This is a genomic window from Halomonas elongata DSM 2581 (assembly GCF_000196875.2).
Taxonomy (GTDB): Bacteria; Pseudomonadota; Gammaproteobacteria; order Pseudomonadales; family Halomonadaceae; genus Halomonas; species Halomonas elongata.
In genome coordinates this window covers 3,668,798-3,688,759 of sequence record NC_014532.2, presented here as the reverse complement: position 1 = coordinate 3,688,759, position 19,962 = coordinate 3,668,798, and the positions used below count along the sequence as shown (strand labels likewise).

At 65.8% G+C, this 19,962-nt stretch carries 17 protein-coding genes; 6 read left to right on the top strand and 11 right to left on the bottom strand.

What is annotated here, in order from left to right; genetic code table 11:
* Positions 1-3 precede the first annotated feature (3 nt).
* From infB to HELO_RS17190, 6 genes are all read left to right on the top strand, one after another.
* Positions 4-2,547 (top strand): translation initiation factor IF-2, encoded by a 2,544-nt coding sequence (infB, locus tag HELO_RS17215; protein ID WP_013333891.1) that lies wholly within the window; start codon positions 4-6, stop codon positions 2,545-2,547.
* A gap of 18 nt (positions 2,548-2,565) precedes the next feature.
* Entirely contained in the window at positions 2,566-2,985 is a 420-nt protein-coding gene (gene rbfA / locus HELO_RS17210) for a 30S ribosome-binding factor RbfA (protein WP_013333890.1), read from the top strand.
* Entirely contained in the window at positions 2,985-3,911 is a 927-nt protein-coding gene (gene truB / locus HELO_RS17205) for a tRNA pseudouridine(55) synthase TruB (RefSeq protein WP_013333889.1), read from the top strand. The genes rbfA and truB overlap by 1 nt, the downstream gene beginning before the upstream one ends.
* A gap of 90 nt (positions 3,912-4,001) precedes the next feature.
* Positions 4,002-4,271, top strand: a complete 270-nt coding sequence (gene rpsO / locus HELO_RS17200) for a 30S ribosomal protein S15 (RefSeq protein ID WP_013333888.1) — start codon at positions 4,002-4,004, stop codon at positions 4,269-4,271.
* A gap of 355 nt (positions 4,272-4,626) precedes the next feature.
* Positions 4,627-6,759, top strand: coding sequence for a polyribonucleotide nucleotidyltransferase (gene pnp / locus HELO_RS17195; RefSeq protein WP_013333887.1), 2,133 nt, complete (start codon positions 4,627-4,629; stop codon positions 6,757-6,759).
* Between the two features lie 85 nt (positions 6,760-6,844).
* Positions 6,845-8,038, top strand: a complete 1,194-nt coding sequence (locus tag HELO_RS17190) for an MFS transporter (RefSeq protein WP_013333886.1) — start codon at positions 6,845-6,847, stop codon at positions 8,036-8,038.
* Between the two features lie 58 nt (positions 8,039-8,096).
* Here the strand turns inward: HELO_RS17190 and HELO_RS17185 are convergent, their stop codons facing one another.
* From HELO_RS17185 to gluQRS, 11 genes are all read right to left on the bottom strand, one after another.
* Complete coding sequence (locus tag HELO_RS17185) at positions 8,097-9,272, bottom strand: acetyl-CoA C-acetyltransferase (RefSeq protein WP_013333885.1); 1,176 nt, start codon at positions 9,270-9,272, stop codon at positions 8,097-8,099.
* Between the two features lie 130 nt (positions 9,273-9,402).
* A complete protein-coding gene (panD, locus tag HELO_RS17180) occupies positions 9,403-9,783 on the bottom strand; it encodes an aspartate 1-decarboxylase (RefSeq protein ID WP_013333884.1) in 381 nt (126 codons plus the stop codon).
* A gap of 29 nt (positions 9,784-9,812) precedes the next feature.
* Positions 9,813-10,661 carry a pantoate--beta-alanine ligase gene (gene panC / locus HELO_RS17175; RefSeq protein ID WP_013333883.1) on the bottom strand — a complete coding sequence of 283 codons (849 nt, stop codon included), beginning with the start codon at positions 10,659-10,661 and terminating at the stop codon, positions 9,813-9,815.
* Positions 10,661-11,452, bottom strand: coding sequence for a 3-methyl-2-oxobutanoate hydroxymethyltransferase (gene panB, locus HELO_RS17170; RefSeq protein WP_041602239.1), 792 nt, complete (start codon positions 11,450-11,452; stop codon positions 10,661-10,663). Before panB ends, panC begins: the two co-directional genes overlap by 1 nt.
* Before the next feature lie 112 nt (positions 11,453-11,564).
* Positions 11,565-12,068, bottom strand: coding sequence for a 2-amino-4-hydroxy-6-hydroxymethyldihydropteridine diphosphokinase (gene folK, locus HELO_RS17165; protein ID WP_013333881.1), 504 nt, complete (start codon positions 12,066-12,068; stop codon positions 11,565-11,567).
* Entirely contained in the window at positions 12,065-13,468 is a 1,404-nt protein-coding gene (pcnB, locus tag HELO_RS17160; protein ID WP_041602238.1) for a polynucleotide adenylyltransferase PcnB, read from the bottom strand. The genes folK and pcnB overlap by 4 nt, the downstream gene beginning before the upstream one ends.
* A 437-nt stretch (positions 13,469-13,905) precedes the next feature.
* Complete coding sequence (locus HELO_RS19235) at positions 13,906-14,238, bottom strand: hypothetical protein (RefSeq protein ID WP_157953432.1); 333 nt, start codon at positions 14,236-14,238, stop codon at positions 13,906-13,908.
* 186 nt (positions 14,239-14,424) lie between these two features.
* Positions 14,425-15,816, bottom strand: coding sequence for a sigma-54-dependent transcriptional regulator (locus HELO_RS17155; protein WP_041602237.1), 1,392 nt, complete (start codon positions 15,814-15,816; stop codon positions 14,425-14,427).
* Entirely contained in the window at positions 15,794-18,769 is a 2,976-nt protein-coding gene (locus HELO_RS17150; protein WP_013333878.1) for an ATP-binding protein, read from the bottom strand. The genes HELO_RS17155 and HELO_RS17150 overlap by 23 nt, the downstream gene beginning before the upstream one ends.
* A gap of 15 nt (positions 18,770-18,784) precedes the next feature.
* Positions 18,785-18,964, bottom strand: a complete 180-nt coding sequence (locus HELO_RS17145; protein WP_013333877.1) for a hypothetical protein — start codon at positions 18,962-18,964, stop codon at positions 18,785-18,787.
* Between the two features lie 8 nt (positions 18,965-18,972).
* The gene (gene gluQRS, locus HELO_RS17140) at positions 18,973-19,869 is read right to left on the bottom strand and encodes a tRNA glutamyl-Q(34) synthetase GluQRS (RefSeq protein WP_013333876.1); all 897 of its coding nucleotides are present in this window, start codon (positions 19,867-19,869) and stop codon (positions 18,973-18,975) included.
* Positions 19,870-19,962 lie beyond the last annotated feature (93 nt).

Below are 19,962 nucleotides of genomic sequence, written 5' to 3'. Positions count from 1 at the left end.
GTAATGTCAGAAATGACCGTTAAGGATTTTGCAGCAAAGGTGGGGCGTGAAGTGCCCCGTCTGCTGGAGCAGATGAAAGAAGCCGGACTCGAGCACAAGTCCGAGGGCGACGCCGTGTCCGAAGAGGACAAGCGCAAGCTGCTCGATTACCTCACCAAGAGCCACGGCGGCAGTGGCTCGGGGGCGAAGAACCGCATCACCCTGACCCGTAAGACCCGCAGCCGTATCAATACCGGCGAGCGCGGCAAGAGCATCGAGGTGCAGGTTCGCAAGAAGCGTACCTACGTGAAGCGCGAGGAAGAGCCGGCCGAGGAGTCCAAGGTCGAGGATCATGGTCCGCGCCAGCTGGTGGGGGACATGGCCGAAGCCGAGGCCAAGCGCGCGGCTCAGGAGGCCGAGGACGCCAAGCGTCGTGCCGAGGAAGCCGAGCGCCAGGCTGCCGAGCAGGCCGAGGCCGAGAAGGCCCAGGCGGAGCAGGCCCAGGCCGAACAGGCAGCGCCGGTCGATCCGGAGCCCGAGATTCCGGTGCCCGAGCTCGACACCTCCGGCCCCGCGCCCGAGGAAGCGCCTGCACCGCCCAAGGAAGGACGTACCGAAGGGCGTCGCGCCGCGGTCAAGAAGGCCAGCGGCAAGGCGGGCAAAAAAGGCCGTGGCGATCGCGAAGAGGATCGCGGCGATCGCGAGGAGCGTCGTCGTGGTGGCCGCAAGGCCAAGCGCGCCGAACGTCGCGGCAACCGTCGCGGCGGTAGCCAGGGCGGTGGCAAGCATGGCTTCCAGAAGCCGACCCAGCCGATCGTCCGTGAGGTCTCCATTCCGGAGTCCATCAGCGTGGCCGACCTGGCCGACAAGATGTCGATCAAGGCCAACGAAGTCATCAAGGCCATGTTCACCATGGGCGCGGCGGTGACCATCAACCAGACCATTGACCAGGACACCGCGGCCATCGTGGTCGAGGAAATGGGCCACAAGCCCAAGCTGGTCAAGGACGATGCGCTGGAAACCGAGGTCCTCGAGGGCATTTCCTACGAGGGTGACGAGATCACGCGCTCGCCCGTCGTCACGGTCATGGGTCACGTCGACCACGGCAAGACCTCGCTGCTCGACTACATCCGTCGTGCCAAGGTGGCGACCGGCGAAGCCGGCGGCATCACCCAGCACATCGGTGCCTATCATGTCGAGGACGACCACGGTGGCGTGACCTTCCTCGACACGCCTGGCCACGCGGCGTTCACCGCCATGCGTGCTCGTGGTGCCAAGGCCACTGACGTGGTGGTGCTGGTGGTGGCCGCCGATGACGGCGTCATGCCCCAGACCATCGAGGCGGTCGAGCACTCCAAGGCCGCAGGCGTACCGATGGTGGTCGCGGTCAACAAGATGGACAAGCCGAACGCCGATCCGGATCGCGTCAAGAACGAGCTGTCGCAGCACGGCGTGATCTCCGAGGAATGGGGCGGCGACACCCAGTTCGTGCACGTGTCCGCCCACTCCGGCGACGGTATCGAGGATCTGCTGGAGTCGATCCAGCTGGTTTCCGAAGTGCTCGAACTCAAGGCCGTACCCGAGGCGCCCGGCAAGGGCGTGGTGGTCGAATCCCGGCTCGACAAGGGCCGTGGCCCGGTAGCCACGGTGCTGGTCCAGAACGGCACCCTGAAGAAGGGCGATATCGTGCTTGCCGGCTTGCACTATGGCCGCGTGCGCGCCCTGACCAACGAGCTCGGCAAGCAGGTCGACGAGGCTGGTCCGGCCATGCCGGTCGAGATCCAGGGCCTGGATGGCACGCCGGAAGCTGGTGACGACTTCATGGTGCTCGACGACGAGAAGAAGGCGCGCGAAGTCGCCAACTTCCGCCAGGGCAAGTACCGCGAGGTGCGCCTGGCCCGTCAGCAGAAGGCCAAGCTGGAGAACATGTTCAGCCAGATGGGCCAGGAAGAAGCTGCCAAGCTCAACATCGTGCTCAAGGCCGATGTGCAGGGCTCCCTGGAAGCCATCAAGGGCGCGCTCGAAGAGCTGTCCACCGACGAGGTGCAGGTTTCCGTGGTGTCGTCCGGCGTGGGCGGTATCACCGGTACCGACGCCAACCTGGCGCTGGCTTCCGAGGCCATCGTGATCGGCTTCAACGTGCGTGCCGATGCCGCTGCCCGCGAGATCATCGAGCGTGAAGGGCTGGAATTGCGCTACTACAGCGTCATCTACCAGCTGATCGACGAGGTCAAGCAGGCCATGAGCGGCATGCTCGAGCCGGAGTGGAAGGAAGAGATCGTCGGTGTGGCCGAGGTCCGCGACGTCTTCCGTGCACCCAAGATCGGGGCCGTGGCCGGCTGCATGGTGGTCGAGGGAACCGTTCATCGCCACAAGAAGATTCGCGTGCTGCGCGAGAACGTTGTGATCTACGAAGGCGAGCTCGAATCCCTGCGCCGCTACAAGGACGATGTCAACGAAGTTCGCAACGGCATGGAATGCGGTATCGGCGTGAAGAACTACAACGACGTCCAGGTCGGCGACAAGATCGAGGTCTTCGATCAGGTCAAGGTCGAGCGGACGCTCTAAACGCTCGAGGAGTCGACCATGCGTGAGTTCAAGCGTACCGACCGTGTGGCCGACCAGCTCCAGAAGGAGCTGGCGGTCCTCATCCAGCGCGAGATCAAGGATCCGCGCCTGGGCATGGTCACCGTCAGCGGCGTCGAGGTCAGCCGTGACCTCGGCTATGCCGACGTCCACGTGACGCTGCTCGGCGAGCAGGATGCCGAGCGCATCAAGGAAAACATGGCGGTACTCAAGCGCGCCGCCGGTTTCCTGCGCAGCCAGATCGCTCGTCGCATCAAGTTGCGTCATGTGCCCGAGCTGCGCTTTCACTACGACGAGAGCGTGGTGCGTGGCCAGCGTCTCTCCTCGCTGATCGACGAGGCGGTGGCGAACGATCGCGACCGCCACGACGATGAGCCCGAGGGTGGCGATGACGAGCGCGGCGAGGGAGAGCGCGACTGATGGCGCGTCGCCGTCGTGGACTACCGGTGAACGGCGTGCTGTTGCTCGACAAGCCCCGGAGCGTGTCGAGCAATCATGCCCTGCAACGGGCAAGACGCCTGTTCCAGGCCCAGAAGGCGGGCCACACCGGTACGCTCGATCCGATGGCCACCGGCCTGCTGCCGATCTGTTTCGGCGAGGCCACCAAGTTTTCAAGCCATCTGCTGGAAGCCGACAAGGTGTACCGCACCCGGGTCGAACTCGGGACGGTGACCGATACCGGTGACGCCGAAGGCGAAGTGGTCGAGCGACGCGAAGTGCCGGCACTCGGTGAGGCCGGGCTGCGCGAGACGTTGACGCACTTCATCGGCGAGATCGAGCAGGTGCCGCCGATGCATTCGGCGCTCAAGCATCAGGGCCGCAAGCTCTACGAGCTGGCTCGTGAGGGCAAGACGGTGGAGCGTGCAGCGCGCCGTGTGACGGTGTATGATGCGCGCCTCCTCGCATGCGAGGAGGCAGCCTTCGAGATGGAGGTGCGGGTCAGCAAGGGCACCTACATCAGGACTCTGGCCGAAGATATCGGCCAGGCGCTGGGATGCGGCGGCCACATCAGTGAGCTGCGGCGTCTCAAGACAGGTCCCTTCGAGAGCGAGGGCATGTTGAGCCTCGAGGCTCTCGAGCGCTTGATCGAGGATGCGGCACAGGACTCGGCGCTCTTGCCGGTCGATGTGCTGGTCGCGCACCTGCCGCGCCGCGACATGAGCGCTGCCGGTGCCCGTTGCCTGCGCTTCGGCCAGGCGGCGACAGGAGAAGCGGGCGACTTGCCCGCCGACAGTTTGACCAGGCTCTATCACGCCGATGCCTTTCTGGGCCTCGGCGTGGTGACGGCGGCCGGGGATATCGCCCCCCGGCGCCTGCTGAGTTCCGCCGTGGCGGGCTCGGCATGAGCCAGCCCCGACGGGGCTGGGCGTGGGGACTGCAAATATGCGTGGTCCCCGACATTCATCATTCAGGCATATTGCTTACTGGAGAGACAGATGGCACTGACCGCTGAACAGAAAGCCGCGATCGTCAACGAATACGGCCGTGGTGAAAACGACACCGGTTCCCCCGAGGTTCAGGTGGCCCTGCTGACCGCCAACATCGACGGCCTGCAGGATCACTTCAAGACCAACAAGCAGGATCACCACTCGCGTCGTGGCCTGATCCGCATGGTCAACCAGCGTCGTAAGCTGCTCGACTATCTGAAGCGCAAGGATTTCGAGCGTTATCAGTCGATTATCCAGCGCCTCGGTCTGCGCCGCTAAGAAAAGGGTAATTCGCTACTGCGCTCGAGATCCTGGCCGCCGGCGGTGCTCGGACTCCTCATGTAGTTTCATCTACACTCCGGGTCCTGCGCGCCGGCGGCGACCAGCCTCTCATCGCTCATCACGCGAATTCCTCCTTTTCTTCACTGCAGGCCATTCGAAACGGGCAGCCCCAGGGCTGCCCGTTTTGCGTTTATGGGGATATCGCCGGTGGCCAGCACTCACGGAACAACATCCGGGCCACCACTTTGACCGATGAGCCGCATAACCGGTGGCCCTCGCGACCGTCAACACCTAAAATGGTCGCCGAGTCAAAACGACCCGAACATGAATCGAAAAGTTGAAGGAAGTCGCCGTGAATCCGGTCAAGAAAACATTTGAATACGGTCGCAGTACCGTCACCCTGGAAACCGGGCGTATCGCCCGCCAGGCCTCCGGTGCCGTGATGGTCACCATGGACGACACCGTGGTGCTGTGCACCGTGGTGGCGAAGAAGGACGTCAATCCCTCCCAGCCCTTCTTCCCGCTCTCCGTCCATTACCAGGAGAAGACCTACGCGGTCGGCAAGATTCCCGGCGGCTTCTTCAAGCGCGAGGGGCGTCCCACCGAGAAGGAAACTCTCACCTCGCGCCTCATCGATCGCCCGATTCGCCCGCTGTTCCCCAAGGGGTTCATGAACGAGGTCCAGGTCATCTGCACGGTGCTCTCCACCGATCGCAACCATGACCCGGATATCGCCGCCATGATCGGTACGTCCGCGGCCCTGGCGATTTCCGGTGTGCCCTTCAACGGTCCCATCGGCGCGGCTCGTGTCGGCTTCACCGAGGAACACGGTTACTTCCTCAACCCGTCCGTCGAGGAACTGGCCAGTTCCGAGCTCAACATGGTGGTGGCCGGCACCGAGAAGGCCGTGCTGATGGTCGAGTCCGAAGCCAACGAGCTGCTCGAGGACGAGATGCTGGGTGCGGTGCTCTATGGCCACCAGGAAATGCAGGTGGCGATCAACGCCATCCAGGAACTCGCCGCCGAGGCCGGCAAGCCGCGCTGGGACTGGCAGGCTCCCGCCGAGAACACGGCGCTCAAGGACGCCATGGCCAGCGGCTTCGAAGCCAAGGTCGGCGAGGCGTATCGCATCACCGACAAGATGCAGCGTCAGGATGCCCTGGCCGCCCTGAAGGACGAGGCGGTGGAGCAACTGGCCGGCGAAGAGGACGGAAAGTTCGATGCCGACGAGGTCAAGGGCGCTTTCGCCAGCCTCGAGAAGCGCGTGGTGCGCAGTCGCGTGGTCAAGGGCGAGCCGCGTATCGATGGCCGCGACCTGAAGACCGTGCGCCCCCTGGATATCGAAGTCGGCAGCCTGCCCAAGACGCATGGCTCGGCGATCTTCACCCGTGGCGAGACCCAGGCCGTCGTGGTGGCGACGCTGGGGACCCTGCGTGATGCCCAGTTGATCGAATCGCTGGAAGGGGAGCGCAAGGATCGCTTCCTGCTGCACTATAACTTCCCGCCCTACTGCGTGGGCGAGGCCGGTTTCATGGGTGGTCCCAAGCGTCGCGAGATCGGCCATGGCCGCCTGGCACGCCGGGGCGTGGAGGCCATGTTGCCTTCCGAGGACGAGTTCCCCTACACCATCCGGGTGGTTTCCGAGATCACCGAATCCAACGGCTCCAGCTCGATGGCCTCGGTGTGCGGCTCCTCGCTGGCCCTGATGGACGCCGGCGTGCCGATGAAAGCGCCGGTGGCGGGCATCGCCATGGGCCTGGTCAAGGATGAAGACGGCTTCGCCGTGCTCACCGATATCCTGGGCGACGAGGACCACCTCGGCGACATGGACTTCAAGGTGGCCGGTAGCGCGGAAGGCGTGACCGCCCTGCAGATGGACATCAAGATCGAGGGCATCAACGAGGAGATCATGGAGCAGGCGCTGCAGCAGGCCCATGAAGCCCGTCTGCACATCCTCGAGCAGATGAACACGGTGATCGGCCAGAGTCGTGAGGAAGTCTCCGAGAACGCGCCGTCGATGGCCACCATCAAGATCGACCCGGAGAAGATCCGTGATGTCATCGGCAAGGGTGGCGCCATGATCCGCAAGATCTGCGAGGATACCGGCGCTTCCATTGACCTGGATGACGACGGCACCGTACGCATCTATGCCGAGGAGAAGTCGGCGGCCAAGGCGGCCATCGACACCGTACTGGCCATCACCGCCGTGCCCGAGATCGGCAAGCTGTATCGCGGCAAGGTAGTGCGCATCGCCGACTTCGGTGCCTTCGTCAATATCATCCCCGGCACCGATGGCCTGGTGCACATCTCGCAGATCGTGCCCGAGCGGGTCAACGACGTGCGCGATTACCTGAACGAAGGTGACGAGCCGATCGTCAAGGTGCTCGACATCGACAATCGCAACCGGGTGAAGCTCACCATCAAGGAGATCACCCCCGAAGAGAAGGCGGCCTTCGAAGCCGAAGCGGCCGACGCCGAGCTGTAAAGCCCGGAGCTGAAGCTCGAGGCAAACCGCCCTTGCAGCGCAAGCTGCGAGGGCGGTTTCGTTTGGTCATCAAGGGAGAAGGATCATGGAAGACGCTCGCACGATCGGTGCCCGGGAGACGGCCGGCGCTCACTGGTGGGGCGTGGTCGCGGTGATGGCCGGCATCTTTCTGCTGGTCACCGCCGAGCAGTTGCCGATCGGCCTGCTGTCGCAGGTCGCCGTGTCACTGGGCGTGACGCCGGGTCTGGCCGGTTTGATGGTCACGGTTCCCGGCGTGGTGGCGGCCTTTTCGGCACCGCTGCTGCCGGTCGCCGTGGGGCGCCTGGATCGTCGCGTCATGCTGACCAGCCTGATGGTCTTGATGGTTGCCGGCAGCGCGTTGACGGTGCTCGCCGACAGCTTCGAGGTCCTGTTGGGCGCACGGGTGCTGGTGGGCATGAGCATCGGCGGCTTCTGGGCCATCGCCGGCAGTATCGCACCGCGCCTGGTGCCGGCCGACAAGGTGCCTAGGGCGATGACGGTGATCTTCGGCGGAGTGGCCGCCGCTTCGGTGCTGGGCGTGCCGGCAGGCACTCTGCTGGGGGAATACAGCCACTGGCGCGTGGCCTTCGGTGCCCTGGGTGGATTGAGCCTGATGACCGCCCTGGCATTGTGGGTCTGGCTGCCCCGACTCCCGCCCACCGAGCCGGTACGGCTGCGAATGCTCGGCCAGCAACTGGGGAATCGAGGCGTCCGGGTGGCGGTGATCGCCACGGGCCTGGTGGTGGTCGGCCATTTCTCCGCCTATACCTTCATCAGCCCCATTCTGCAGCAGATCAGCGGCATCGCCCGGAGCGATATCGGCAACCTGCTCCTGCTCTACGGCGCAGCCGGCATCATCGGGAACGTGGCCGCCGGTGCCTTCGCCGGTTATCACCCCTATCGCGCGGTGCTGGCAATACCGAGCCTGCTGTTGCTGGTCGTCGCCAGCTTCCCGTGGCTCGGCGTTCAGCCGGCGGGTGGCGTGGCTCTGCTGATGGGCTGGGGAGCGGCGTTCGGCAGCGTTTCGGTCAGCATTCAGACCTGGATCCTGCGCACGGCGCCGAATACCGAAGCCGCCACCGCGCTGATGGCCTTCGTGTTCAACCTGTCGATCGGCCTGGGCGCCATGGTCGGTGGAAGGGTCGTCGACGGCATCAGCCTGCCCGGTGTGACCTGGATGGCTGGCGGGTTCTTCCTGGTCGCCACACTACTGGTGTTGCGTACGCCGGCGAGCGTGGTTGGCGAGAAGACACGATAGAAAATGCCCCGGCAAGCGGGGCATCGTCTCTCGGTGAAAACAGCGGCAGGTCGTTGGTTCAGCGCTCGATGGCCAGGGCCACGCCTTGCCCGCCGCCGATGCACAGGGTCGCCAGGCCCTTGTGGGCGTCGCGGGCAATCATCTCGTGCACCAGGGTGACCAGGATGCGGCAGCCCGAAGCGCCGATGGGGTGGCCGAGTGCGATGGCACCGCCGTTGACGTTGACCTTGTCGGTATCCCAGCCGAGCTCCTTGTTGACCGACAGCGCCTGGGCAGCGAAGGCTTCGTTGGCTTCGATCAGGTCCAGCTCGTCGAGGCTCCAGCCGGCGCGTTCCATGCAACGGCGCGTGGCCGGGGCGGGACCGATGCCCATGATCGAGGGATCGACGCCGGCATTGGCGTAGGCCTTGATGCGTGCCAGTGGAGTGAGGCCGAGTGCTTCGGCCTTCTCGGCGCTGCACATCATTACCACGGCGGCACCGTCGTTGAGTGCCGAGGCATTGCCGGCGGTGACACTGCCGTCCTTCTTGAAGGCCGGACGCATGGCGCCGAGCTTCTCGGCGGTCACCTCGCGCGGGTTTTCGTCGGTGTCGAAGTGCACCGGGTCGCCCTTGCGCTGGGGAATGTCGATGCCGACGATCTGGCCCTTGAAGCGACCTTCGCGAATCGCGGCGGCGGCCTTCTGCTGGGAGCCGGCGGCGAATTCGTCCATGGCCTCGCGGGTGATGCCGTACTTTTCGGCCAGGTTCTCGGCGGTGATGCCCATGTGGTAGTCGTTGAAGGCATCCCACAGGCCGTCGTGGACCATGGAGTCGATGGCCTTCCAGTCGCCCATGCGCTGGCCATTGCGCGAGTTGGGCAGCACATGGGGGGAGAGCGACATGTTCTCCTGGCCGCCGGCCAGGATCAGCTCGGCATCGCCGCAGCGGATCGCCTGGGTGGCCAGGTGCAGGGCCTTGAGGCCGGAACCGCAGACCTTGTTGATGGTCATGGCGGGCACGGCCTCGGGCAGTCCGGCCTTGATGGACGCCTGGCGGGCCGGATTCTGGCCGGTGCCGGCTGTCAGCACCTGACCGAGCAGGACTTCATCCACCTGGTCGGCGGCCACGCCTGTGCCGGCGAGAATGTCCTTGATGACGTGGGCGCCCAGGTCGCTGGCGGGAATGCCGGCGAGAGAGCCGCCGAAGGCGCCGACGGCGGTGCGGCGTGCGGCGACGATCACCACTTCTGACATGATCATGACTCCTGAAATTTGCGGACGTGCCGACTTTCAGGATAGGCGACCATTGTGCGCTGCGGCAATCGTTGATTGCGGGAGAGTCTCTGGAGACGCCGCCGGGTGTCATGCCCGGCGGCGTTTTCGCTCAGGCCAGCTGGACGGGAATGGCGTTGCTGGTATGGCTGACCGCGTTGCCTTCCTGCAGATAGACCAGGGCCGGCTGGTGGGAGTCGAGCTCGGCGTCGGTGTACATGGCGTAGCTGCAGATGATCACCCGCTGGCCTTCGCTGGCCAGGTGGGCAGCGGCGCCGTTCACCGAGATCATCCTGGAACCTTCCTCGGCGCGGATGGCATAGGTGGTGAAGCGCTGCCCGTTCTCGACGTTGTAGATCTGGATCTGCTCGTTCTCGCGGATACCGGACATGTCCAGCAGCTCACCGTCGATGGCGCAGGAGCCTTCGTAGTTGAGCACGGCGTGGGTAACGCGGGCCATGTGCAGCTTGGCCTTGAGCATATGGGTGAGCATGGATGGGCTCCTCTTGTTGGCGCCCCGCTTCAGCGCGGCAGGGTCAGGCTCAGGTTGTCGATCAGGCGTGCCGGGCCGAGTTGCGCGGCGGCGAGCAGTACGGCGTCGCGCGTCGAGGCGTCGACCGGGCGGAGGTCGGCGGCACGCAGTTCCAGGTAGTCGGGCTCGAAGCCGGACTCGCGCAGGCGGGCCAGGCCCGTGGCGAGGGTGGGTTCGATCGCCGCACCGCCTTCCAGGGCATCGCGCAATTCGCGAAGGGTGCGTTGAAGGTCGGCCGCCGTGCGGCGTTGCTCGGTGCTCAGGTATCCATTGCGCGATGACAGCGCCAGGCCGTCCCGGTCGCGAACGATGGGCACGCCGACGATCTCGACCGGCAGGTGGAGATCATCCACCAGGCGCCGGATGACCGCGAGCTGCTGGTAGTCCTTTTCGCCGAAGCAGGCCAGGTCGGGCTGGACCAGGTTGAAGAGCATGGTGACGACGGTCGCCACGCCGTCGAAATGCCCCGGCCGTGAACCGCCACACAGACCTTCCGAGACCTCCGGCACACTGACGCGGGTCTGGGCGCTGCCGCCGCGCGGATAGAGCGTGGACTCGGCGGGGGCGAACAGCAGGTCGCAGCCGGCCTCGACGAGCTTTTGCCGATCCGCTTCCAGGGTGCGTGGATAGGCATCCAGGTCCTCGTCGGGGCCGAACTGCGTCGGGTTGACGAAGATGGTGGCGACCACGATGTCGGCGCGTCGACGGGCCTCGGCGACCAGGGCGAGATGGCCCTCGTGCAGATTGCCCATGGTCGGCACCAGGCCGATGGTGCGGCCCGCGCGGCGGTGGCCCGCCAGGGTCTCGCGCAGTTCGTGGATCTCCTGCAGGCATTGCATCAGAAACAGTGCTCCTCGGCCGGGAAACGGCGCGTCTTGACGGCTTCATGATAACGGCGGAAGGCGTCCGCGATGTCATCGGCCTCGGCCATGAAATTCTTCACGAAGCGGGGGCTGCGCCCCGGCGTCACGCCCAGGATGTCGTGCATCACCAGGATCTGGCCGTCGGTGTCGGGACCGGCGCCGATGCCGATGACCGGTACGTCGAGTGCCTCGGTGACGGCGCGTCCCAGGCTGGCGGGCACGCATTCCAGCAGGATGACCGAGGCACCGGCCTCGACCAGACGGCGGGCATCCTCGAGGATGCGCGAGGCTTGGTCGGCGTCACGGCCCTGGACCTTGTAACCGCCCAGTTGATGGACGGTCTGCGGCGTGAGGCCGAGGTGGGCGCAGACCGGCACGCCGCGCCGCGTCAGTTCGCGTATGCCCTCGGCCATCCAGGCCTCGCCTTCCACCTTGATCATCTCGGCGCCGGCGCGCATCAACTCGCCGGCATCCTCGAGCAGGCGCTCGGTGGTGGCGTTGCTCATGAAGGGCAGGTCGACCATCAGCAGGCTGGCGCCCTTGCCCCGGGCCACGCAGCGGGTGTGGTAACGCATGTCGTCGAGGGTCACCGGCAGGGTGCTGGAATGTCCCTGCAGCACCATGCCCAGGGAATCTCCGACCAGCAGGACCTCGATGCCGGCATCGCTGGCGGCATGGGCGAAGGTGGTGTCGTAGGCGGTCAGGCAGCTGAAGGCTTCACCGGCGCGCTTGTGGGCCTGCAGCGTGCTCAGGGTGACGGTTTTCATGGCGTGCTCTCGTTGTGTTGTCGGCCGACCGGCGGGGCCCGGGGCCATGTGTAACCGGTGATTGTTACCTGAATCCGGTTGGGGTGTCGATAGGTAACACGGCTTGGGCCGGTCAGGCGTTGGGTAACACCTTGGGAGGCATTCTCGTAGGCGGTGTCTCGTCCGACAGGGCGGCAGTCAGAGAAGCGATATCACGGCCGTCCGGCAGCACCAGGGACGGGGCGATCTCGGCCAAGGGCACCAGCACGAAGGCCCGCCGGGTCATTTCCGGATGCGGCAGCGTCAGGCGGGGGGTGACGAGGTGCTGCTCATCGAAGAGCAACAGGTCCAGATCCAGGGTGCGAGGGCCCCAGCGTTGTCCGCGGATTCGACCATGGCGCTGCTCGAGGGCCTGTAGCTGATCGAGCAGGGCCAGGGGCGACAGGCGAGTCTCCAGCCGGGCCACGGCATTGACGAAGTCCGGCTGATCCGCCGGGCCGACGGGCCGCGTGGCATAGAGCGAGGAGGCGTCGCAGCGTCGGGTCAGTGGCAAGCCGTCCAGCTCGTCCAGGGCGCGTTCGACATGGGCGCTCGGCACGTCCAGGTTGCTGCCGAGACCGATCCAGGCAAGGCTCATGTGTTGTTGTCGTCGGGATTGCGAGGCTTGCGCCGCCGCCGACGGCGCCGCTTGCGTGGTGCCGGGGTGCCGGCCGGGTCGGCGTCGACCTTGCCCAGCAGGCGACGCTGCTCGTGCTCATCGGCCTGCTGAAACGCGGTCCACCAGTCGCCGAGCCCGGGCTCGATCTCTCCGGCGGCCTCGCGCAGCAACAGAAAGTCGTAGGCGGCACGGAAGCGTGGATGGTCGCGAGTCTGAAAGACGCGCTTGCCGCGGCGCGAGGGCAGTCGCTGTTGGAGGTCCCAGATATCGCGCATCGGCAGGCTGAAGCGCTTGGGGATGGAGACATGCTGTAGCTGGCGAGATACCACCTGCTGCGATGCCGCCTGCAGCGCAGGAATCGGTGGCATGCCGTCCTGCTGGTGGGCGCGTTGGCGCAACTGGACGGGCCCCCACAGCAGAGCGGCGAACAGAAAGGCCGGTGTTACCGGTCGCTCTTCCTGAACGCGCTTGTCGGTGCTTGCCAGAGCCTGCTCGATCAGGCCTTCGGCCCAGGGCAACTCGTCGAAGGCTTCGTCGGCCTCGGGAAACAGCATGGCGAACAGCCCGTATTCCCTCAGCAACTGGAAGGTTTCGACGCCATGACCGGCCATGAACAGCTTGAGGACCTCGTCGAACAACCGGGCCGGTGGCACCTGCAGGAGCAGCGGGGCCAGTTCCTCGATCGGCTCCTCGGTGGCGCGAGCCAGACTGAAGTCGAGCTTGGCGGCGAAGCGTATGGCGCGCAGCATGCGTACCGGGTCTTCCCGATAGCGCGTGGCCGGGTCACCGATCAGCCGCAGGGTGCGGGCGTCGATGTCGCGTGCCCCGTCCGCAAAATCGTGGATCGAGAAATCGGCGATGTTGTAATACAGGGCATTGATCGTGAAGTCGCGGCGCAGCGCGTCTTCCTCGATGTTGCCCCAGACGTTGTCGCGCAGCAGCATGCCGTCGTCGGATTGCTGGGCGATGTGGTCGCCGTGATCGTCGTTGGGCTTGCCCCTGAAGGTGGTGACCTCGATGACTTCGCGACCGAAGCGCACGTGGACGATGCGGAAGCGGCGCCCGATGATGCGCGAGTTGCGGAACAGGTCGCGCACCTCGTCCGGCGTGGCATCGGTGGCCACGTCGAAATCCTTGGGCATGCGGCCCAGCAGCGCGTCGCGGATGCAGCCGCCGACAAGGAAGGCCTCGAACCCGGCATTGTGCAGGCGGTACAGCACCTTGAGCGCAGCGTCACTGAAGTGCTGACGCGATACGGGGTGTTCATCGCGGGGAATGATGCGCGGCACGGGGTCTCCAGCCGGCGCATCCTGAGGGCCGAACAGTGACTTGATATGCTCGCCCGGACTCTGCAGAAAGCGGGTAAAACCTTTGATCATGCGGTGATGTCGACTCGCGGGAGTACGAAGGAGAGTACGAAAAGCGTTGAGTGTAGCGGACACCCGACACCTTGCAAAGCGTGACGCTGTCGTGCGTGAAGTGCCGAGGGCTCATTCGGCCCGATGCCTGTGCCCTGTCTTGCCATGGTCGACACCTCGGCAGTCGGGCATCGGACGACATGGCGGCACATGGAACGCACGTAGAAAGGGGAGGCCGGTTGGCCTCCCCTGGATCAAGCAAGGTGCAGCATCCGTTGCTGCTGGTTCTTCTTCGTGATGGCGCATCGCCTTGAATACGCACCACAGTCACCAAGGAGTCTCAGGCAAGCATGTTGTTGTCTTTATTGACGTTCCTGGCGGCGACCGCCTCGTATTCAAAACAATAATCCAACCACGACGGCATGCCTGGCATACCTTCCCCCGGTGGCTTGTTGTTGTTACCGGGAGTGCACCCTGACGGCCCTTGTTCTTGTTGGTGGCCGATTGTCGGTGCGTCGCGTCCTGATTTCCGGCTTCGAGTTCTTGTTGTTGTTGACCTCGAAGGACTTGCGCCCATCGCCGTTGCTGTTCTTGTTGTCGGCATGGCGCCCAAGTGTCTCGACCCGAAGGGCTTGTTGTTGTTGGTTCGGGTCCTGCCACCGCGTTCGGTCATTGTTGTTGTTGGAGCCGTCGGTAGCATCCGGATTTGTTTTTCTTGCCCATAATGTTGCAGAGGCTGTGCCAATGGCTTGTAAATCCTTTTTATTCAATTGCTTATTGGATTTCATCATTTTGTCACTTCGATGCCCCAGGGACAGTGTTACCCAAACTGCCCCGAGATGGCGCACAGGCTGTGTGGGAAGGTAACAAATGGTGCGTAATGTGTATCCGAGGCCACATGAACAGGGCCTCGACCCGGCGAGGCAAGGCGTTGCACTTTAGTCGAGGTGGTGCGAAGCGGGATGGTGCGGTGTGGATCAGCCGGCGCTGCGGCGGGGGCCCTTCTTGCGGGGAATGCCCAGGCGCTGGCGGCGTTCCCACAGGCATTTGCGGCTGATGCCCAGTTTCTGGGCCAACTCGGTCTCGCTCATCTGGTCCTGATGTTCCAGTACGAAGTGCTGGAAATAGTCTTCCAGGGAAAGGTCATCGGTGTCGGCGTCGTCGTCGCCTTCCGGTGACTCGTCGAGGGACATCACCCTGGTTTCGGGGGCGGCAGACTGGCGTGGTGGCGCGGCGAGCCCCAGGTCGTCGGGATGGATGAGATGGCTTTCGGCGAGGATGACGCCGCGCTCCAGGGCGTTTTCCAGTTCGCGGACGTTGCCGGGCCAGGGGGCGTCGCGAATGACGCGTCGGGCGGCTCGGGAGAGGCGCAGACCTTCGCGGTCATGGCGTCGGCAGGCCTTGGCGAGCAGCGCATCGGCGATTTCCAGGATGTCGTCCTCGCGGTCACGCAGCGGCGGGAGGTCGATCTGCATCACGTTGAGGCGGTAATACAGGTCGAGACGGAATTCGCCGGTCTTCGACAGCGAGTGCAAGTCCCGGTGGGTGGCGGCGATCAGGCGCACGTCCACGTGGCGCGTCTCCACCGAGCCGATCTTGCGGATCTCGCCTTCCTGCAGGACGCGCAGCAAGCGGGCCTGGGCGTCGGGTGGCAATTCGCCGATCTCGTCGAGAAACAGGGTGCCGCGGTCGGCAGCTTCCACCAAGCCGGTGCGCGCGGCATTGGCGCCGGTGAAGGCGCCCTTCTCGTGGCCGAACAGTTCGGATTCGATCAGCGTCTCGGGAATGGCCGCGCAGTTGACGCAGATCAGCGGTGCGGCCGCGCGCTTGCTCTGCTGGTGAAGGGCGCGGGCGACCAGCTCCTTGCCGGTGCCGGATTCCCCCTGAATCAGCACGGTGACATCGGCAGGCGCGGTCTTGCGGATGCGCGAGTAGACGACCTGCATGGCCGGGCAGTTGCCGATCATCGTCTGCCGCTGGCCGCCCTCATCGGTGACAGCGGGCGGCTTGGCCTGTCGGGTGGCCTGCTGATGCAGCACGCGAGAGACGGTCTCGAGCAATTCGTCGTGATCGAAGGGCTTGGCGACGTAGTCGACCGCGCCGAGCTTGAGCGCTTCCACCGCCGAGCGCATGCTGGCGTAGCTGGTCATGATCAGTACCGGCACCGGGGCGGCGAGAGTGATGAGATCGGTGCCGGGCTCGCCGGGCAGGCGCAGGTCGCTGATCACCAGGTCGAAGCTCTGCGGATCGAGCTCGCGGGCCTCGGCCACGCAGCCGGCTTCGCTGACCTCATGGTCGTGACGTTCCAGCAGGCGCCTCAGGGCGCCGCGGATGATGGCTTCGTCTTCAACGATCAGTATCCGGCTCATGGGTGCTTTCGCCATTCTGTGGTTCGCCATTCTGTGGGTCGAGGGGTAGCCACAGATGGATGCGCGTACCGCTGGCCTGGCCGGCGGGCGGGGACTCTATCTCGATCTGGCCATCATGCTCGGCGACGATGCTGTAGACCAGCGGCAGGCCCAGACCCGTACCTTCCCCCGCCGGTTTGGTGGTGGTGAAGGGCTCGAACAGGTGGTCGCGCATCTGCGGGGCGATGCCGTGGCCTTCGTCGGTGATGGTCAGGTGCAGGCGTCGATCTTCCGGCATGGCCTCGACGATGACGCGATCTCCTGGCTCGCTGGCGTCCCGGGCATTGCCCAGCAGGTTGATCATCACCTGCTGCAGGCGCTGCGCGTCCCCGATGACCGCCTGGTCGGTCGGGCAGCGGTTCTCGTATCGGACATCCTCCCCCGAGCGGGCGAGCCGGATCAAGTGCAGGGCCTCGTCGGTGACCTCGGCCATGCTGGTGGGAGCGAAGTCCGCGCCGGTGACGTGTCGGCCGCCATGGGCGAAGCCGACCAGCGAGCCGACGATCTTCGAGACGCGGTCGGTCAACGCCTGGATCTGGTCGGCCGTCTCGAGCAGGGCAGGATCGTCGGTGTCGTAACGCAGGTTCTGGGCCAGCGAGGAAATGCCGGTGATGGGATTGCCGATCTCGTGGGCGACACCGGTGGCCAACTGGCCGATGGAGGCAAGGCGGGCGGCGTGGACCAGTTCGTCTTCCAGCCACTTCATCTCGCTGTGATCCTCCACCAGGATGACATAGCCGCCGTCTTCCCCTTGCTCGCCCTGCAGGCCGGCGCGGTGCAGGGTCAGATAACGCTCGCCCCGCGACAGGCTGACCGGCTGCTTGTAGAGGCGGCCCTGCGGTGCGGCGAGAATCTGGCCGAGCAGGTCGTTCCAGGGAGCGGGCAGGGTGTCGCGGTGGGCGCCGATCACCGAGTCTCCCTCGATGCCGGAAAGCTCGGCCAAGGCGTCGTTCCACATCAGCAGCTCGCCATCCTCGCCGAAGGCGCACAGGCCGACGGGCAAGCGGGTCAGGGTGCGGCGATGGTAGCGTCGCAGGCCGTCGAGCTCGCGCGCCAGGCCGGTGAGCCGCGAGCGATAGGCCTCCAGTCGACTCTCGACGAAGTGGATGTCCTCGGTGGCGCTGGGGCCGTTGTGCCGATAGGGCAGGCAACGATCGACGATGTCCTGGGCCACCGAGGGGCCCATCAGGCCGGAGAGGTTGGCCTGGATGTGGTCGCGCAGGCGCCGCAGGGCATAGGGGCGCCCGTCGAGGGGCGACAGTCGCAGCGCGGTCAGGGCACGCTCGACCTCGCGCTGGGCCACGTCCTCGCCCAGTACGCGGGCCAGGTGGCGCTTGAATTCGGCGCCATTGGCCGCGACCAGGGGCAGCCGCATGGGCCGTACCACGGCGTCCACGGAGCAGGCCTCGGCCGCCGCACGCTCCCCGGCCGAGGTCCGGGTGGCCAGGGAGACGAGGATGAAGGTCAGGATATTCGCCGCCAGCGAGACCAGGGTGACGCTGTACCAGGCGGGCTCGCCGGCCAGGACATCCAGTCCCGGCGGCAGGAACACCATCGGAGGATGCTCGGTGAGCAGCGGCACCCACAAGCCGGCCAGCCAGATCGCCAGGCCGACCACGAGACCGGAAACCATGCCCTTGCGGTTGGCGCCCGGCCAGTACAGCAGGGCCAGCATGCCCGGCAGGCACTGGGCCATGCCGACGAAGGAGGCCAGGCCCAGGGTGGAGAGATCGTGGTGCACGCCGACCAGGCGATAGAACAGCCAGCCTCCGACGATCACCGCGGCGATCAGGCCGCGGCGCAGCCAGCGTAGCCAGCGATAGAGGTCGGGTTGGGCGATCGGTGGATGCGCCACCAGTACGAAGTGATTGAGGATCATCCCCGACAGGGCCAGCGAGATGATGACCATGGTACCGCTCGCCGCGGCCAGGCCGGCGATGAAGGCCAGGCCGCCGACCCACCACGACGAGGACAGGCCGAAGGCCAGATAGGCGGCGCCGGCACCTACCTCGTCGACCCCCAGGCGCTGCGTGGCCCACAGGATCAGCGGTATCGGCAGGGCCATCAACAACAGGAACAGCGGCAGTGCCCAGCTGGCCTGGAGCAGGGTACGTCGGTCGAGGGTCTCGGCGAAGGTGATGTGGAACATCTGCGGCATCAGAAAGGCCGCCGAAAAGAACAGCAGCAACAGCGTGCGCCACTGGGCCGGATCGAGCTGGGCGATGCGGGTCTGGTCGACGTGTCCGGCACCGTCGAGCCAGGTCTGGAGATCGGCGGGGCCGTCGAAGACGCCGAAGAGGGCCACGGCACCGAGGGCCAGCATGGCGACCAGCTTGACCAGCGACTCCAGGGCGATCGCTGCCAGCAGGCTGTCGTGCCGGGTGTTGAGGTGCGTGTGGCGAGCGCCGAACAGCATGGCGAACAAGGCGATCAACAGGCTGAAGCCCAGGGCCAGCAGGGAGGGCGAGCCGACACCGCTGAGGCGATGGATGGCATGGCCCATGGTCTGGATCTGCAGGGCCAGCAAGGGCAGCACGGCCAGCAGGCTGACCAGGGTCAGCAGGGTGCCGACCCAGCGCGAGCGAAAGCGAAAGGCGAACAGGTCGGCCAGCGAGGAGAGCTGGTGGGTGCGGGTCATGCGCTGGATCGGCACCAGCAGTACCGGTGCCAGCAGGAAGGCGCCGGCGGCGCCCAGGTAGTAGGCCAGATACCCGAAGCCGTAGTGGCTGGCGAACTCGAGGCTGCCGTAGACCGCCCAGGCGCTGGCATAGACGCCGAGTGCCAGGGTGTAGACGACCGGGTGGCGTACCAGTCGGCTCGGCAGCCAGCCGCGATCGACGGCCAGCGCGCCGAGAAACAGCAGGGACAGATAGCCGATGCCGAGTGCCAGCAGGCCGGGGAGGTTGAGGCTCATGGTGCGAATGCCTTCCTAGCGCTGTTCATCGAGCTTGCGCTTCTGTTCCAGCCACAGGGTCAGGGCGATCAGTCCGCCCCAGATGAGAAAGGGGCGGTACCAGGCGGCGCCGGGATTGGCCCAGCCGCTCATCAGCAGCGGCGAGAACAGATAACCGCCGAAGACCAGGAACAACATGATGCGATAGACGTACATGAGCCTCCTCAGCGTTGAGCGGCGTGCGGTTCGCGTTTTTCGGCGGTTGCCTGCAGGCGTTGCGGTGACCAGTGCGCGATGGCCCAGTCGAGTTGCGCGCTCGCCGGTTCGGTGGCCAGCGCCGCGGGTGGCGCCTGATCGAGGGCGACCAGGGCGCGATGCAGCAGGGGGCGCGCGGCCTCCGCCTGTTCCGGCAGGGCCGGCGCCAGGTTCTGTTTCGACAGCTTCTGCCCATTGTCAGCGAGGATCAATGGCAGGTGCAGGTAACGAGGTTCCGGCAGTGCCAGGGCGTGCTGGAGCTGGCGCTGCCAGGGCGTGTTGTCCAGCAGGTCGAAGCCGCGAACGACATCGGTGATGCCCTGGGCGCCATCGTCCACCACCACGGCGAGCTGATAGGCCCAGAGATCGTCCTTGCGCTTGAGGACGACATCGCCGAGGGCGGCGGGATCGAAGCGTTGCAGGCCGAACAGTCGATCCTGCCAGACGATCGGGCGCGGGCCGAGGTCGCTGCGCAGGCGCCAGGCCAGGGGCTTGTCCGGCTCGCGAGGACCTGTCCGGCACCAACCGGGGTAGATGGGATGATCCCGCCATTGCTTGCGTGAGCAGCTGCAGGGGTAGGCCAGGCCCTGGGCCTCGAGCCTGGCGAGTGCCGCCTGATAGGCGCCGTCGCGGTCGTGTTGCCAGTGGACCGGGCCATCCCAGTGCAGGCCGAAGGCCTCGAGCTGGCGCAGGATGGTGTCTGCCGCGCCGGCCGGACAGCGCGGCGGGTCGATGTCCTCGATACGCAGCAGCCAGTGGCCTTGTTGATGGCGGGCATCGAGATAGCTGGCCAGCGCCGCGATCAGCGAGCCGAAGTGCAAGGGGCCCGAGGGTGTGGGGGCGAAGCGGCCACGATAGACGCTCATGGACGGCTCCGGGGCGGATCTGGGAAGTGCTGCCGACTCAGCGGTGCCTGGGCCCGGCTGTCGTCAGCGCCTCCCGGGTGACGGGGCGCCGGG

What these genes read in the sequence shown, in the direction of transcription:
- HELO_RS17155 (WP_041602237.1), bottom strand. Translation starts at nt 15,816, where the DNA reads ATGAGCCGGATACTGATCGTTGAAGACGAAGCCATCATCCGCGGCGCC.
- panD (WP_013333884.1), bottom strand. Translation starts at nt 9,783, where the DNA reads ATGCTCACCCATATGCTCAAGGCCAAGCTGCACATGGCCCGCGTTACC.
- HELO_RS19235 (WP_157953432.1), bottom strand. Translation starts at nt 14,238, where the DNA reads ATGATGAAATCCAATAAGCAATTGAATAAAAAGGATTTACAAGCCATT.
- rpsO (WP_013333888.1), top strand. Translation starts at nt 4,002, where the DNA reads ATGGCACTGACCGCTGAACAGAAAGCCGCGATCGTCAACGAATACGGC.
- pcnB (WP_041602238.1), bottom strand. Translation starts at nt 13,468, where the DNA reads ATGATCAAAGGTTTTACCCGCTTTCTGCAGAGTCCGGGCGAGCATATC.
- panB (WP_041602239.1), bottom strand. Translation starts at nt 11,452, where the DNA reads ATGAAAACCGTCACCCTGAGCACGCTGCAGGCCCACAAGCGCGCCGGT.
- HELO_RS17145 (WP_013333877.1), bottom strand. Translation starts at nt 18,964, where the DNA reads ATGTACGTCTATCGCATCATGTTGTTCCTGGTCTTCGGCGGTTATCTG.
- truB (WP_013333889.1), top strand. Translation starts at nt 2,985, where the DNA reads ATGGCGCGTCGCCGTCGTGGACTACCGGTGAACGGCGTGCTGTTGCTC.
- folK (WP_013333881.1), bottom strand. Translation starts at nt 12,068, where the DNA reads ATGAGCCTTGCCTGGATCGGTCTCGGCAGCAACCTGGACGTGCCGAGC.
- HELO_RS17190 (WP_013333886.1), top strand. Translation starts at nt 6,845, where the DNA reads ATGGAAGACGCTCGCACGATCGGTGCCCGGGAGACGGCCGGCGCTCAC.
- HELO_RS17150 (WP_013333878.1), bottom strand. Translation starts at nt 18,769, where the DNA reads ATGAGCCTCAACCTCCCCGGCCTGCTGGCACTCGGCATCGGCTATCTG.
- panC (WP_013333883.1), bottom strand. Translation starts at nt 10,661, where the DNA reads ATGCAATGCCTGCAGGAGATCCACGAACTGCGCGAGACCCTGGCGGGC.
- HELO_RS17185 (WP_013333885.1), bottom strand. Translation starts at nt 9,272, where the DNA reads ATGTCAGAAGTGGTGATCGTCGCCGCACGCCGCACCGCCGTCGGCGCC.
- infB (WP_013333891.1), top strand. Translation starts at nt 4, where the DNA reads ATGTCAGAAATGACCGTTAAGGATTTTGCAGCAAAGGTGGGGCGTGAA.
- gluQRS (WP_013333876.1), bottom strand. Translation starts at nt 19,869, where the DNA reads ATGAGCGTCTATCGTGGCCGCTTCGCCCCCACACCCTCGGGCCCCTTG.
- rbfA (WP_013333890.1), top strand. Translation starts at nt 2,566, where the DNA reads ATGCGTGAGTTCAAGCGTACCGACCGTGTGGCCGACCAGCTCCAGAAG.